The following is a 15392-nucleotide window of genomic DNA, read 5'->3' on the forward strand; positions in this document are numbered from 1 at the left end:
ACCTGGCGGAGACGGTCGCTCCGGCGGCGGAGGCCGCGAGCGAGACCGCCGTCAAGGCCGCCAAGAAGCTCGGCTGGGGCGGAGGCATATTGATCGCCGCAGCGATCCTGGCGGCTCTCCTGGTCATCATGGCCGGAGGCCTGCGCCTGGCGCCGATCACGCCACAGGGGCGGATGTTCCTAGAGGCCCGCGCCTCCGGGCTGAAGCTCGGCCGTATAGGCAAGCTGCAGATCGAGGGCTTGTCGGGTGATATCTGGAAGGATTTTGGCGTCCGCCGCCTGACGATCTCGGACGAGAAGGGCGTCTGGCTCGAAGCGCACGACCTTCGCGTGGCTTGGCGCGCAACAGAGCTGTTCGGCCGCCGCTTCCATGCCGAGCGGATCGACGCGCGTGATGTGATCGTGCTGCGTCGCCCGACCCTTGGTCCCAAGGGCAAGTCCGGCTCGGCCCCTGTCTCGGTGGACCTTGACGCCTTTGCCTTCCGTTTGGTGACCCGGCCCGCGTTCAGCGGTCGCGATGGCGATTTCGACGTCGCCGGCGCCTATGAAATGGCGCGCCAGGGCGGTCAGAAGGGCAAGCTTTCCGTTGCTTCGCGGCTGCACGCCGGCGATCACCTGACTCTCGACTTCGATCTTGGTCGTTCCAAAAGTCTACATCTGGCCGCCGACGCGATCGAGGCCAATGGCGGTGCTATCGCCGGCGCCTTGGGATTGCCCGCCGACCGTCCCTTCGATTTGAAGGCCAGGGCCGATGGCACGACGAGCCAGGCCGCCTTCGCCGTCCTAGCCAAGTCTGGGAGCGATACGCCTCTGGAGGCCAAAGGCGCCTGGACGCCCGAGGGCGGTTCCGCGGGCGGGCGCCTCGATCTTGGCGCCTCGCGCCTCACGCAGCGGCTTGAGCGGATGTTCGGGCCTCAGGCCAGTTTCACGATCGACGGGAAGAGGGCGACCGATGACGGCCTTTCGACGCTGCTACTGGAAGTGCGTGCTGAAAACCTGACCCTCCGGGCGCAGGGGCTGGCCGATCTCGCCAAACGACGTACCGGCCCAGATGGCCTCGCCTTCACCGCTCGTATCGGCTCGCTCAAGCGTGTGGTCTCGATCCCGCAGATGGGACAGGGACTGGCCGATGGGGTGTTCCGCCTGGAGAAGGGCGGCTTCTCCGTCGAGGGGACCGCCGACGTCGCCGACTTGGAGCTGCTGGGCTACCGCTTGAAGCGCGCCAAGGGACCGGCCTTGGTCCGCTGGGCCAAGGGCGAGCTGGAGATCAAGGCTCAGGCAACCACCTCGGGCGGCGGCGGTACGGGTCTCCTGGCTGTCCTGGGGGCGAGCCCGAAAGCGACGTTCGAGGGCGCGCGTGTCAAAGGGGGCCGCTTCCTCATCCGCTCGGCCCGCATTGACGCCCCAAACCTGATCGTAACTGGCAAAGGCGAGCGTCGCGTGCTCGGCGGACTGTCGTTCGATGGCGAGATGAAGGTCGCCAGCTTGGGTCCGGTGCGTCCCGGCGCCAGGGGCTCTGTCAGCGCCAACTGGTCCGCCTCCAGCTTCGCCGGTCGACCTTGGGCCTTTACTCTGGATAGCCGGGCATCGAACTTCGCCACCGGCTATGCCGAGCTTGATCGCCTGCTGGGCGCCGCGCCACAACTGAACGGCAAGGCCAGCTGGAACGAGGGGGTGCTGACGATCGCCGACGCGCGGCTGGAGGGGGCCTCGGCCAGCGCCAAGACTTCGGGCAAGCTTGGTCGCGGCCTGACCCTTGATTTTGGTTTGGACTGGACCGCGGCAGGGCCCTTCCGGGCTGGCCCGGTCGAGGTGGCCGGCAAGGCGAGTGGCGACGGAAGGATCAGCGGGACGCTGTCGGCTCCGCAGGCCGAGCTGAATGCTGACCTCGACGCGATCGACCTGCCCAGGCTGCCTTTGACCAAGGCGCGGCTCAATCTCGTCTTCGCCCGTGGCGCCAATGCGACTGACGGAACGATTTCCCTTCAGGCCCAGAGCGCCTACGGGCCGGCGCGCGGACGGACGGCGTTCCAGTTCTCACCGGGGGGAATCGAGCTCACCGATCTCGACATCGACGCCGGCGGCGCCAAGGCGAAGGGGGCAATGTCCCTACGTGATGGCCTGCCGGCGACAGCGGATTTAAACGTGGCCATAGGGCCGGGCGCCTTCATCCCGCAAGGACAGGTCAAGGGCTCGGCGCGCATCGTCGATGCGCCCGGCGGCGGAGCGGCCAGCGCGATCCTGAACCTCACGGCGCAAGACGTAGGCTTTGGTGGTTGGAAGGTCCGCACGGCGGCGATCAAGGCCGACGGACCGCTTTCGCGCCTCCCGCTCTCCATTGACGCGCGCGGCGATGCCCCCAACGGTCGCTGGCGTTTGGGTGGCTCGGGTGAACTGACGCAGATCGGGCGTAACTATGACCTGACGCTGAACGCGGCGGGGCGGCTGGGGCGCACCGAAATCAAGACGAATGAGGCGGCCAAGCTGCGGTTCGGCGACGGCCCAATCCAGGCCCGGCTGCGGCTAGCGGTCGACAAGGGACGGGCGGATATCGACGCTGATCTTGGGGGCGCCACCGCCATGCTTAAGGCCGAGCTGGCGGAGGTCACTTTGACCGCCTTCAACCCTGATCTCGACGGCGATATCGACGGTTCATTCAATTTGCGCGGCCAAGGCGAGACGCTGGGCGGCGACTTCACCATGCGCCTCTCCAACGCACGTGAGCGCGGCGCCAAGGTGGAGCAGTCGCTAGACGCCAAGATCCATGGCGACCTGACCGACAGCCAGCTGACCATCGTCGCCGATGGCGATAACCGCCAGGGGCTCAAGGCGGAAGCCAATCTTGTCCTACCCGTCGAAGCCTCGGCCGAGCCGCTACGACTGGTGATCAACAAGAGGCGCGGTGTGCAAGGTCGGTTCTCCGCCCAGGGCGAGATCAAGCCGCTGTGGAATCTCCTAATGGGCGCTGACCGCTCGCTGTCTGGACGGATCAACCTGCAGGCCAGCCTGGGCGGCACGCTCGCCGATCCGCGCTTGCTGGGCACGGCCACTCTCGATGACGGCGGCTTCGAGGACGGCCAGACTGGGCTTCGACTGCGCAACGTGACCCTACGCTCGGCCATGGCCGACAACGCGATCGACGTACTACAGGCCGTCGGCCAAGACGGGCAGGGCGGGTCGATCTCAGGCATCGGGCGGATCAGCCTGGCGCGCGATGGGATCGGCAACTTCAAGCTGGACATGAAGAGCTTCCGGCTGATCGACAACGACCTAGCCTCGGCTGTGGCGACGGGCTCGGCGACGGTCAACCGCTCTGCGGACGGCAAGATCAAGCTCTCTGGCGCGGTGACTCTCGACCGCGCCGATGTCTCGGCCCAGACCAAGACGCCCGCAGGCGTCGTGGCGATGGATGTCGTCGAGCGCAATAGGCCGCAGGACCTTGACCAGGGGCTGCAGCGCCGTCCGACCACCGGCGGGATGATCCTGGACCTGGATCTGAAGGCGTCGCGTCGGGTCTTCGTCCGGGGGCGCGGTCTGGACGTCGAGCTCTCTCTGGACGCCCACGTCGGCGGCACCTCGCTGGCGCCGTCGCTTGGTGGTGTCGCCCGCGTGGTGCGGGGCGAATATGACTTTGCCGGCAAGCGTTTCGAGTTCGATGACGATGGCACGGTGTATCTGGCGAGCCAGCTGGATCGTATCCGGCTGGATCTCTCGGCGACGCGCCAAGACACCTCGCTGACGGCCGTCGTCCAGATAAAAGGAACGGCCGCAAAGCCGGAGATCACCCTGACCTCGAAACCCGAACTGCCAAGCGACGAGGTGCTGAGCCAGGTGCTGTTTGGCTCGTCGGCCGCGCAGTTGTCACCGATCGAGGCGGCGCAGTTGGCGTCGGCTCTGGCGGCTCTGGCCGGCGGCGGCGGCTTCGACGTAATCGGCAACCTGCGCAGTTTCGCCAGGCTTGATCGGCTGGCCTTCGCCGAGGGCGCCACCGGCATGACCGTGGCCGGCGGCAAGTACCTGACCGACGACGTCTATCTCGAGATCATTGGCGGTGGTCGCGAAGGTCCGGCGGCCCAGGTCGAGTGGCGTGTCCGGCGAACACTCTCGCTGGTTTCGCGGATCGGTGGCCAGAACGACGCTAAGCTCTCGGTACGTTGGCGCAAGGACTACTAAACAGGCGGGGGGCTTGCGCTACGTTTCGAACTCGGTTCGAAATAGGCGGGCTCCAGCAAGGCTGTTGCGCGGGCCATCGGTTACCTCGCTCAAGGTAAGCACGATTTGCCCGCGGCCCTTGGTTATTGTGACTAAGGGAGGACAAGCTTTTGATGCGTCTTGATAAAGAAGACCGCGCTGTTCTGGACCACATCGCGCAGGACGGCGGTCAGATCGTCGACCGCGCCGTCGGCTGGTGTGCGATCAACTCCGGCAGCCGGCATCTCATGGGCCTGGAGCGCCAGCGACAGGTTCTTATGGACGCCGCAGCCGGCTTGCCGGCCGCTCCTGTGGAAATCCCCCTGACGCCGTCGCGCGAGATCGCCGCTGATGGTCGGGAGACCGAACTGGCTCACCCGCCTTCGCTGGCGGTGATCGTGCGACCAGAGGCGCCGGTCCAGGTCGTGCTGACCGGGCACTATGACACGGTCTATTCCGAGACTAGCGCCTTCCAGCAAGTCCGCACGCGTCCCGACGGCGCGCTTCACGGTCCCGGGATTGCCGACATGAAGGGTGGCATATCAGTGATGCTGGCGGCGCTGGCGGCGTTCGAGCGCCACCCCGCCGCCGGTAATCTTGGCTATCGCGTGCTGCTCTCGCCCGATGAGGAGATTGGCTCTATCGCCTCAGCGCCCGTGCTCGCCGATTGCGCCCGGCGCGGCCATGTGGGCCTGACCTACGAACCGGCCCTGGCCGACGGGGCGCTGGCCTCGGCGCGCAAGGGGTCCGGTAACTTCCATATCGTCGTCCATGGCCGCGCCGCTCATGCCGGCCGCGACTTCGCCGCCGGACGCAACGCGGTGATCGGCGCGGCGCGGATCGCCGAGCGGCTGCACGCCCTGAACGGCGAGCGGGATGGGGTCACCGTCAATGTCGCCAGGATCGACGGCGGCGCGCCGCTCAATATGGTGCCTGACGTCGCGGTGGTCCGTTTCAACGTCCGTTTTCCGGAACCGGACGCTGCGGCTTGGTTCGAGGCCCAAGTCGCCCGCATCGTCGCCGAACCTGGAGACGATCTGCACGTTCACCTGCACGGCGGGATTACGCGCGGCGCCAAGCCTTTCAACGCCGCTCAGCAGCGCCTCTTCGGCGCGGTGAAGGAGGTTGGCGCATTGCTGGGCCAGGAGATCGTGTGGAAGCGGTCCGGCGGCGTATGCGAGGGCAACAACCTGTTCGCTTCGGGCTTGCCGAACGTCGACACCCTGGGGGTGCGCGGCGGCGACATCCACAGCGAGGCCGAGCACGCCTGGCCTGAGAGTTTCGTCGAGCGTGCTCAGCTCTCGGCTCTGATCCTGACGAAGCTGGCGACCGGCATGATCGACGCCCGCGCGATTCACGCCGCCATGGACACTCTGGGGGAGACCCACTGAATGCTCGTCGTTCGCCCTGCCGGCCCCGCCGACTTCGACGCTCTGATGGAGCTGGCCGTGCTTTCAGGGCGTGGTTTCACCAGCTTGCCGGAGGACGAGCCGACCCTCCGTACGCGCCTGGCGCTGTCCGAGGCCAGCTTCAAGGCTGGCGTCGCCCCGCCCGAGGCCTGGTACACCCTGATGCTGGAGGACCTCGACGCCGGGTCGGTTGAGGGCGTTGCGGGGGTCAAGGCCGGTGTAGGCGTCAAACGGCCGTTCTTTTCGTTCCGGGTTGTGACCCTGGCTCAGTCGTCCCCGACCTTGGAGATGCGCTTCGACCACAAGGCCCTCGTGCTGGTGAACGAATGCGCGGGTTGGTCCGAGGTCGGCTCGCTGTTCCTGCGGCCCGAGAAACGCAAGGGCGGAGCGGGCCGCCTGCTGGCGCAGTCACGCTACATGCTGATCGGCATCGAGCCGCAGCGTTTCGCCGAGATGGTGCTGGCCGAGCTGCGTGGCTGGTTCGACGAAGACGGCCGCTGTCCCTTCTGGGAGCATGTCGCGCACAAGTTCTTCCGCCTTGGCTTCGACCAGGCAGATTTGATGAGCGCCTCGACGGACGGCCAATTCATCCTGGATCTCGCCCCACGCCACCCGATCTATACCGAACTCCTTCCCGAGGAAGCCCGTGACGTCATCGGCCGGGTCCACCGCGACGGCGAGGCGGCGCGGGCCATGCTGGAGCGCGAGGGGTTCCGCTACCAGGGCCTCGTCGATCTGTTCGACGCCGGCCCGACCGTTGCCTGTCCCCGCGACGACATCCGCACGGTGCGCGACGCCAAGCGGTTGCGGGTCAAGGCGGGCGAGGATGCGTTCGGCGAAGAGGCGCTGATCTCGACAGGCGACGTGGCCCGGTTTCGGGCGATCCGAGCGCCTGTGTTGATCGACGGTGATGCGGCTATTCTCGGACGCGAGGCGTTGGAGGCGCTCGGCGTCTGCGAAGGCGAAGTGGTGCGGGTGAAGGCATGAGCGTGTTCATCGACGGAAAGTGGCGCTCGGGCGAAGGTCCGGAGCTGATCTCGACTGACCCGGCGACGGGGGGGCGGTTTGGCGCGGGGCGACCGCACGCGAGACGGATGTCGGGCTGGCCGTCCAGGCTGCCCGGCGCGCTTTCCCAGACTGGACCGATCGTCCGCGCGAGGCGCGGATCGCGATCCTCCGTCGTTATAGGGACATCCTCGTCGAGCGCGCCGCCGCTTTCGCCGAAGCCTTGAGTCGAGAGACCGGCAAGGCGCTTTGGGAGACCAAGGCCGAGCTGGGCTCGATGGCCGGCAAGGTCGACCTGTCCATCAAGGCCTACGACGAGCGGACCGGCTCCACCGAGAACGCCATGCCGTTTGGCCGCGCGGTGTTGCGTCACCGCGCGCATGGCGTCATGGCCGTGCTGGGGCCGTTCAATTTTCCGGGTCATCTGCCGAACGGCCACATCGTGCCGGCGCTGCTGGCCGGCGATACAGTGGTGTTCAAGCCGTCCGAGGAAACCCCGCTGGCTGGCCAGCTGATGGTCGAGGCGCTGGAGGCGGCCGGCGTTCCCGCTGGCGTCGTCAATCTCGTGCAAGGAGGCCGTGAGACCGGCCAGGCCCTGATCGAGCAGGAGATCGACGGCCTGCTCTTCACCGGCTCGGCGGCGGCCGGGGCGTTCTTCCGACGCCACTTCGCTGATCGACCGGACGTGATCCTGGCGTTGGAGCTGGGCGGCAACAATCCGCTGGTCGTTTGGGACGCCGATGACGCAGAGGCGGTCGCCGCCCTGGTCGTGCAATCGGCCTACATCACCACCGGGCAGCGCTGCTCTTGCGCGCGGCGGCTGATCGTGCCGGACGACGCCTTTGGCAAAGCCGTGATCGAAGCGACTGCGGCGCTGGCTGATCGTCTTGCGATCGGCCCCTGGAACACCGAGGGTGAGCCCTTCATGGGCCCGCTCATCTCTGCCCGTGCGGCCAGGACGGCGAGCGCGGTGGCCGACGCATCGGGCGGCGACCGTATCCGGGCTCTCGGCCCCGTGGAAGGTCTTGGCGAGGCTTTCGTCACCCCAGGCTTGGTCGATGTGACGGGAGTCGACACACCTGATGAGGAACTCTTCGCGCCCTGGCTGCAGGTGCGCCGCGTGACCAGCTTCGACGACGCGGTGAGAGCGGCCAACGCCACGCGCTATGGTCTGTCGGCCGGACTTATCTCAAATGAGTCAAGGCGCTGGGAGGTGTTCCTCAATCGTATCAGGGCCGGGGTCGTGAACTGGAACAGGCCGACGACCGGCGCCGCTGGCTCCATGCCGTTCGGCGGTCTCGGCGCGTCCGGTAACCACCGATCTAGCGCCTACTATGCCGCTGACTATTGCGCCTATCCCGTCGCCAGTTTCGAGGCGGAAGGCGTCGTCGATACACTCAAGGACATCAAGGGCTTACGGCCATGATTTCCGCAGTGGAGGCAAATTGCGACGGGCTGGTCGGGCCAACGCATTCGTATGTCGGTCTATCGCCCGGCAATCTGGCCAGCACCCGCAACGCTGGCGAGGTCTCGAACCCTCGTGCTGCGGCGCAGGAAGGGCTCTCCAAGATGCGGCGGCTCTATGACCTAGGGGCGCCACAGTTCGTTCTCGCGCCGCATGAGCGACCGGCGATAAGCCTCTTGAAGTCCATCGGGTTCTCCGGCGCGGACGAAGCGGTGCTTGAAGAGGCCTGGAAGGTTGCGCCAGCTTTGGCTGCGGCCGCCTGTTCCGCCTCGTCGATGTGGGCCGCCAACGCTGCCACGGTGACGCCCAGCGCCGACGCCGCCGATCGCCGCGTTCACTTTACGCCGGCGAACCTGCTCACCAACCTGCATCGTAGCCTGGAGGGCGAACAGACGACCCGCGCTCTGCGTCGCCTGTTTCCCGATGAGCGCTGCTTCGCGGTCCATGATCCCTTGCCGGCTCAGCCGCATTTCGCTGACGAGGGCGCGGCTAATCATGTGCGGCTCTGCGCTGATCACGGCGCGCCTGGCGTCAACCTGTTCGTCTGGGGGCGCGAGGCCTGGGAGCACTGGGACGGCAAGTTTCCGGCGCGCCAGACTCGCGAAGCCTTCGAGGCGATCCAACGTCGTCACGGCGTGGCGCGTGCGGTCTTTCCGCGCCAAGCCAAGGTGGCGATCGGCGGCGGCGCCTTCCACAACGACGTCGTCTGTGTTGGCACGCGCGAGTGTCTGTTTTTCCACGAGCGCGCCTTCGAGGATCGCGCGGCAATGGAGCGCGACGTCCGCGCCGCCGCCGAAGGGCTGTTCGAGCCGGCTTTTATCGAAGTCTCGGAAGCAGACCTGCCGATGGTCGACCTGGTGGCCAGCTATCTGTTCAATTCGCAGCTGCTGGCCGTCCCTGGCCAGGATCGCCTAGTGCTGCTTGCCCCGGCCGAGACGCGCGACAATCCGCGCGCTTACGCGGTCGCCGAAGGCTTGGCCGCCTCGAATGGCCCGGTCGGGCGCGTCGAATATGTCGATGTCCGCCAGAGCATGCGCAATGGCGGCGGGCCGGCCTGTCTGCGGCTGCGGGTCGTTTTGACCGACGAGGAGCTGGAGGCCGCCAACTCGGCGCAGCGCTTCACGCCGGGCTTGCACACGACCCTCGCCGACTGGGTCGAGCGGCGCTACCGAGACCGCTTGGCCCCCGAGGACCTGGCCGACCCCTTGCTGCTGACCGAAAGCCGGGAAGCGCTTGACGAACTGACCCAAATCCTGGACCTGGGCGGGGACTTCTATCCGTTCCAGAGGGGCTCTTGAGCGTCACAATCCGCGCCGCGACGCTGGCTGACAGCGAGGCCATCGTCGCCCTGCACAGGGCCGCAGCCGTGACCCCTGGCGCTCTGGCGCGCGCGCCCGAGGAGGTGACGCTGGCTTATGCCGAGGCGGCCATCAATAGCGATATCTGCTTCGTCGCCGTCGAGCCCGAAGGTTTTGTGTGCGGCGAAATCCACGCCAAGCGCGAGACCGTCGCGTTGTTCGCGCACGTGCTAGGTAGCCTGACGGTGGCGGTGCATCCCGAGCGCCAGGGGCGGGGGATAGGCTCGAAGCTGTTCGAGGCGCTGATCGCTTGGGCTAAGGCCCAGGAACCGCCGGTCCTGCGCATCGAGCTGGCGGCGGGCGCGGGCAACCCTGGCGCGGTACGTCTGTACGAGCGTCTAGGCTTCAAGCATGAAGGCCGTCAGGTCGCGCGCGGACGGCTGCCCGATGGGCGCTTTGAAGACGACATCCTGCTGGGGATGCTGCTCTAGCCCCGCAAGATTGCCAGGGCTTCGGGGAAGCGGCGGGAGAGGGGCGCTTCCAGATTACCCAACTCGACCGTGTAGTCGCCCGACCCCTCGGGCGTTAGCCCCGTGACGCGCGCCTTGTTTACGAGCCAGGACTTATGGGTCCGCACGAAGCCATGGCGCGCCAGGCTTTCCAGCGCCGCGCCCAGCGATGAGCGCGTCAGCGGCCGGCGGCCGTCCCCGAGGATGAATTCGACGTAGTTGCCGGCGGAGCGGACGGCGATGATCTCGGCCACCGGAACGCGGATCAGCCGTGCGCCGTCCCGGATGTCGAAGACGGCCGGCTGTGCGGGCTCGACCGTAGGGGGGCTGTAGCCGCCGCGCTGCAAGGCCAGCCAATAGATGATGGAGGCCAGGCCGTAGGCCATCATGTCCTTGCGGAACTCGTAGGGGAACTCTGTCGCCAGCGGACCGAACTTGTAGTGGCTATCTAGGATCACGACGTAGCTCAGTTCGCGCAGCGCGATGAAACCCGCGACGTGTAGAACCGAGTATACGAACACCGCCGCCAGATGCGCGGGCAGGACGAGCCACCAACGGGGGCGGGTCCGGACCACCCAGAACGCCATGGCCGCTGGGATCGAGAAGATGAATAGGGTGACGAGGGCGCTGCTTCCTTCCCAGATCACGGGTCGGATGACGCCCAGGTGTGGCGCGTCGTGCTGGATCGTCAGGACGTTGACGACGCATATGAAACTGATCAGGCAAGCGCCCAGCAGCCACGCGCGGCCAAGCCAAAGACGTTCTTCACCGCTCATCCCGAAAAAGCCGCCGGTCTTCCCGAATGGTGTTCCGGTCGTCCCTGTCATCGGCCGCTGATCCCCTGACGCTTGGCCCGCCGGGGCGGCGCGAGGCAGGTGTTTGGCGTCGCTCTTCACGCCGGATCTTCCCTGATGACCACGACCGCCCCCTCGATCGACCGACGCTACGACCTGGACTGGATTCGCGTCGGCGCGTTCTTCCTGTTGATCCTCTACCACGTCGGCATGTTCTACGTGCCGTGGGAATGGCATGTGAAGACGCCGCGCCCGGTCGAGGCGCTCGAACCGCTGATGCAGCTGACCAATCCCTGGCGGCTAACCCTTTTGTTCCTGGTTTCGGGCGCGGCGACGCGGTTCATGGCGGACAAGACCTCGGTTGGGAAGCTGACCACGGCGAGGGTCGCTCGGCTGCTGCCGCCGCTGCTTTTCGCCATGTTCGTGATCGTGCCGCCCCAGAGCTATTACGAGATCGTCGAGCACGTCGCCGCTAACCCCGGCGCGCCGGTCGCGGTCGATAGCTATGGCGTGTTCTGGCGGAAATACGCGACCGCATCGGGCAACTGGTGCGATCAGGGCGAGTGCCTGATCACCCCGACCTGGAACCACATGTGGTTCGTAGCCTATCTTCTGGTCTATTCCCTGATCCTGGCCCTGATGCTGCTCCTGGCGCCCCGTTTTGGCTCCAACCTGCAAGGCGGCCTGGAGCGTTGTCTCAAAGGGGCGGGGCTGCTTGTCTGGCCCATTGCCTTCCTGGCCGTGACGCGGATCCTCCTGATGCCGCGCTTCGAGATCACGCACGACCTGGTCGAGGACTGGTACAATCACGCCGTATCGTTTCCAGCGTTCCTGCTAGGGTTTGGCCTGGCCAAGTCTGAGGCGCTGAGGTCGCGGTTTATCGGCGTTCGTTGGACAGCGCTGGGCCTTGCACTGGTCTGCTGGGCCGCGTGGGCGAGCTATGTCTGGATCTATCGCGCTGATGACGCCAATCCACCCGAGGCGCTTCGGCTTGTCATGCGGTGCGTCTATTCAATCGACCAGTGGTGCGCGATCGTCGCCATCCTCGGCTTTGGCGCCAAACATCTGACAGCGGGCGGCCCGGTGCTGCGATACCTGACCCTGGGTGTGTTCCCATTCTATCTGGTCCACCAGACCCTGATCGTGGTCATGGCGCACCACCTGGCCAAGCTGGGGCTGCCGCAGGGGCTTGAGGGCGCGATCCTGGTGGCGGCGACCTTCGCCGGCTGCTTCGCGACCTACGAGATCGTGCGGCGCATTCCGGGTGTGCGGATTCTGTTCGGCCTTAAGAGTCAGTCCGCCGAGGTCGCCACCAGCCGGCCGCCAGCCTTGGCGTAGGCCTGAGTCCCGCGGTTGATCAGGGCGTCCCCGGGAACGATCTCGGCGACGCCGATGTCGCTCGCGCCCGCCAGGCGTGCGTAGAGCGCACCGAAATCCCGGAGCGTCACCTCCTGCAGGGTCTGGATCGAGTCGATGACGAAATAGACCTGCTGGAAGTCGTCGATCCGGTAGAGGGTGCGCATCACCCGTTCTAGTTCGAAGCCGATGCGGTTGGGGGAGGGATCGTCCAGGGCGAAGATCGACTCCGCCCGGGAGGAGACTATGCCCGCGCCATAGATTCGCAGGCCGGCCGACGTGTTCATGAGGCCAAACTCGACCGTGTACCAGTAAAGCCTGGCGAGGTTGGCCAGACGGCCCAGGCCCAGGGCGCGCCGTCCGCCCTCGCCATAGGCCTGCATGTAGTCGGCGAAGGTCGGGTCGGTCAGCATCGGCACATGACCGAAGACGTCGTGGAAGATGTCCGGCTCTTGCAGATAGTCCAGCTCGTGCGGCGTGCGGATGAACTGGCCAGCCGGGAAGCGACGGTTGGCGAGGTGGTCGAAAAAGACCTCGTCGGGCACAAGACCCGGCACGGCCACCACGCTCCAGCCGGTCAGGCGCTGGAGCTCTTCGTTGATGCGCCTGAAGTCGGGGATGCCCGCGCGATGCAGGTCCAGGGCGTCTAGCCCACGGAGGAACTCATCGCAGGCCCGCCCATGCAGCATCTGTGCCTGGCGTTCGTAAAGGGTGATCCAGACGTCGTGCTCGGCTTGGGAGTAGGCGTCCCAACCCTGGTCGATTGTCCAATCCTGGTTCGCTCCCGGCGGGGGCGCGCTGTTGAAGCCTTCTCCGCTCATGCGGTGACGCTACGCCCCGATTTCCGCAAAAGCTGTTCGGAGTTTGCGTCGATCGCGCGTTTGCGCGGATAGCTTTACCGCCTAGTGCGAGATTCGAGGCCGAAGCTTGTACTGGCCGTCGTCGAAAGACTCGAAGATCACCGCCGTTTGGGGGTGACCAACGGGCTCGCCGCTGTCGTCGGGCAGCAAGTTCTGCTCGGACACATAGGCGACGTAGCTGTTGTCCTCGTTCTCGGCGAGCAGGTGGTAGAACGGCTGGTCCTTGATAGGGCGGATCTCTTCAGGGATCGACTCCCACCACTCCTCCGTATTCGCGAACACGGGGTCGACGTCGAACACCACACCCCGGAACGGGAAGATGCGGTGCCGAACGACCTGACCGATCGCGAACTTGGCGAGTCTTGAATTCATGGTTTGAAGAATAGCACGGCTACCTGACTGAAAACTGAACGTAGAGACTTCCGAACCCGGAAGACAAGTCGGCGCCCTTTCGGCGAGCGAGCCACGTGCTATGGTCGAGTCGAAGTGAGGCGTCGCACCTGTTCGCGGCGTCTGCGAGACAGGTGGTTTGAACCATGTCGGAGGCGCCGCGCGCGCCCGGCGCCCCGCAAGGGCGGCGCCGGCGGTCGCCGGAGGAGACGTCGTGCTATGCGGCGCTCGATCTCGGGACCAACAATTGCCGCCTCCTAGTGGCGACGCCTTCACCGCGCGGCTTCCGCGTCGTCGAGGCCTATTCTCGCATTGTCAGGCTAGGCGAGGGGCTGTCGCAGAGCGGCATGCTGTCCGAGGCCGCCATGGACCGTTCGCTGGCGGCCTTGAAGGTCTGCGCCGAGAAGATTCGCCGGCGCAAGGCGGTTCGGGTCAAGGCGGTAGCCACCCAGGCCTGCCGAGGCGCCGCCAATGGTCCCGACTTCGTGCGCCGTGTCCACGAAGAGACTGGGCTGAAGCTGCAGATCATCAGTCCACGTGAGGAAGCCCAGCTCTCGGTCGCTGGCTGTATGAGCCTCTTCGACCGTCAGCAGGACGCGGCGCTGGTTGTGGACGTCGGTGGCGGCTCCACCGAGCTGTCCTGGGTGGACCTGAAGGGCGGCGGTCTCGACGCGCAGCCGCGCCAGTTCGCCGCCTGGAAGCTGCCGATCAAGGCTTGGCTGTCGATCCCTGTCGGCGTCGTCACTCTGGCGGAACGCTTTCCCGAGGGCGAAGTCGCCACGCAGGCCTGGTTCCGGGCCATGGTCGACGACGTCAAAGCGCGTATCGAAGGTTTTCCACACGCCGAGCCCATGCGTCAGATCTTCGCGGAGGGGCGAGCGCATCTGGTCGGCACTTCGGGCGCAATCACCAGTCTGGCGGGTCTGCACCTGGGCTTACCTCGCTACGACCGCAATGTCGTCGATGGGCTGTGGATGCGACGCGACGACTGCGACACGGCGGCCGCGCGCCTTCTGTCCCTGACCTCCGTCGAGCGAGCACAAGAGCCGTGCATCGGCGCCGACCGAGCCGATCTGGTGCTCGCGGGCGCCGCGATCCTGCAGGCGGTGCAAGAGCTATGGCCATGTTCGCGCGTGCGTGTCGCCGATCGAGGGCTTAGAGAGGGGCTCCTGATGTCCCTGATGTCCGACCAGCAGAAGCGCCCGCGCCGGCGCCGTCGCGGTGGGGCGTCCAAGAAGCCGGTGTCCGCATGAGCGAAGATCCTCCCCGCCGCCGCATGGTAAAGCCGCCCACGGGCGGCTCCGAAGGCGGGCGCGGCAAGCCAGCGCGGCTGAAGACCGCCTATGGGCGCACGCCCAGCCAGCAAGCTTGGCTGGAGCGCCAGATCAACGATCCGTTCTCGGCCAAAGCTCGGGCGCTGGGCTATCGCAGCGCCGCGCGGCGTTCAAGATCAGCGAAATCGACGACAAGTTCCATTTCTTCCGCAAGGGCGCGAAGGTCATAGACCTGGGCTGCGCGCCCGGTGGCTGGCTGCAGATGGCCGTCGAGCGGGGGGTCACCGACTTGGCCGGCATCGACCTCCTGCCGGTTGATCCTGTAGCGCCGGCGCATATTCTGGAGATGGACTTCACAGCCGACGGCGCGCCCGAGAAACTGATGGAGCTTGTGGGCGGCGAGCCGGACCTTGTCATGTCGGACATGGCGCCCAATACCGTCGGCCATCGCGAGACTGACCACCTGCGGATTGTTGGTCTGATCGAGATCGCCGCCGAGTTCGCCGTGGATGTACTGAAGCCGGCGGCGCCTTCGTCGCCAAGGCGTTCCAGGGGGGGGAGACGGCCGAGGTCATCGGCAAGCTCAAGCGCCACTTTACGAAAGTGCAGCACTTCAAGCCGAAGGCTAGCCGTCAGGATAGTTCGGAGGTCTTCCTCGTCGCGACGGGGTTCAAGGGGCGGTGAGCGACCGGGGGGGCGCCATCGGCGGGCTGGTCGCCAGGCCGTTCCGGAACCTGGCGATTTCGATCGCCTTCGTGCTGCTGGTCGCCGCCTGCGCGATCGTCGCCTACATGACTGATGGCTGGTCGTTTTGGTGACGCGCTCTACATGGTCACCCTGAC

The 15392-nt window shown here is 66.4% G+C and carries 10 protein-coding genes and 3 pseudogenes; 10 read left to right on the plus strand and 3 right to left on the minus strand.

The features are described 5' to 3' along the window. Positions 1–2 precede the first annotated feature (2 nt). The 6 genes and pseudogenes from CSW59_RS07945 to CSW59_RS07970 all read left to right on the plus strand — a co-directional run bounded on the left by CSW59_RS07945 (position 3) and on the right by CSW59_RS07970 (position 9858). Positions 3–4172 carry a translocation/assembly module TamB domain-containing protein gene (locus CSW59_RS07945; RefSeq protein ID WP_201722742.1) on the plus strand — a complete coding sequence of 1390 codons (4170 nt, stop codon included), beginning with the start codon at positions 3–5 and terminating at the stop codon, positions 4170–4172. Positions 4173–4324: 152 nt separating this feature from the next. Then, the gene (locus CSW59_RS07950; RefSeq protein WP_099443524.1) at positions 4325–5581 is read left to right on the plus strand and encodes a hydrolase; all 1257 of its coding nucleotides are present in this window, start codon (positions 4325–4327) and stop codon (positions 5579–5581) included. Continuing rightward, a complete protein-coding gene (locus CSW59_RS07955) occupies positions 5582–6586 on the plus strand; it encodes an arginine N-succinyltransferase (protein ID WP_099443525.1) in 1005 nt (334 codons plus the stop codon). Continuing rightward, positions 6583–8030: pseudogene (astD, locus tag CSW59_RS07960) on the plus strand (succinylglutamate-semialdehyde dehydrogenase). Before CSW59_RS07955 ends, astD begins: the two are co-directional and overlap by 4 nt. After that, positions 8027–9367: an N-succinylarginine dihydrolase gene (astB, locus tag CSW59_RS07965; protein ID WP_099443527.1), complete on the plus strand. Its 1341-nt coding sequence runs from the start codon at positions 8027–8029 to the stop codon at positions 9365–9367. The pseudogene astD and the gene astB overlap by 4 nt, the downstream one beginning before the upstream one ends. Next, positions 9364–9858: a GNAT family N-acetyltransferase gene (locus CSW59_RS07970; protein ID WP_099443528.1), complete on the plus strand. Its 495-nt coding sequence runs from the start codon at positions 9364–9366 to the stop codon at positions 9856–9858. Before astB ends, CSW59_RS07970 begins: the two co-directional genes overlap by 4 nt. On the opposite strand, the gene CSW59_RS07975 is transcribed toward CSW59_RS07970, so the two are convergent. Continuing rightward, positions 9855–10652, minus strand: a complete 798-nt coding sequence (locus CSW59_RS07975) for a LytTR family DNA-binding domain-containing protein (protein WP_236632180.1) — start codon at positions 10650–10652, stop codon at positions 9855–9857. The genes CSW59_RS07970 and CSW59_RS07975 overlap by 4 nt on opposite strands. Before the next feature lie 135 nt (positions 10653–10787). Between CSW59_RS07975 and CSW59_RS07980 the strand changes: the two genes are divergently transcribed. Continuing rightward, positions 10788–12008, plus strand: coding sequence for an acyltransferase family protein (locus CSW59_RS07980; protein WP_099443529.1), 1221 nt, complete (start codon positions 10788–10790; stop codon positions 12006–12008). On the opposite strand, the gene phhA is transcribed toward CSW59_RS07980, so the two are convergent. Further along, positions 11963–12847: a phenylalanine 4-monooxygenase gene (phhA, locus tag CSW59_RS07985; protein WP_099443530.1), complete on the minus strand. Its 885-nt coding sequence runs from the start codon at positions 12845–12847 to the stop codon at positions 11963–11965. The two genes, CSW59_RS07980 and phhA, sit on opposite strands and share 46 nt — an antisense overlap. Before the next feature lie 81 nt (positions 12848–12928). Next, positions 12929–13258 (minus strand): heat shock protein HspQ, encoded by a 330-nt coding sequence (gene hspQ / locus CSW59_RS07990; protein ID WP_099443531.1) that lies wholly within the window; start codon positions 13256–13258, stop codon positions 12929–12931. Positions 13259–13422: 164 nt separating this feature from the next. Between hspQ and CSW59_RS07995 the strand changes: the two genes are divergently transcribed. The 3 genes and pseudogenes from CSW59_RS07995 to CSW59_RS08005 all read left to right on the plus strand — a co-directional run. Then, positions 13423–14529, plus strand: coding sequence for a Ppx/GppA phosphatase family protein (locus tag CSW59_RS07995; protein ID WP_099443532.1), 1107 nt, complete (start codon positions 13423–13425; stop codon positions 14527–14529). Then, a pseudogene (locus CSW59_RS08000) lies at positions 14498–15234 on the plus strand (RlmE family RNA methyltransferase). Before CSW59_RS07995 ends, CSW59_RS08000 begins: the two are co-directional and overlap by 32 nt. Further along, positions 15231–15392: pseudogene (locus tag CSW59_RS08005) on the plus strand (potassium channel protein); the annotation flags it as partial. The pseudogenes CSW59_RS08000 and CSW59_RS08005, both read left to right, overlap by 4 nt.

Origin of the sequence: Caulobacter sp. BP25, from assembly GCF_002737755.1 — a bacterium.
Lineage (GTDB): Bacteria > Pseudomonadota > Alphaproteobacteria > Caulobacterales > Caulobacteraceae > Caulobacter.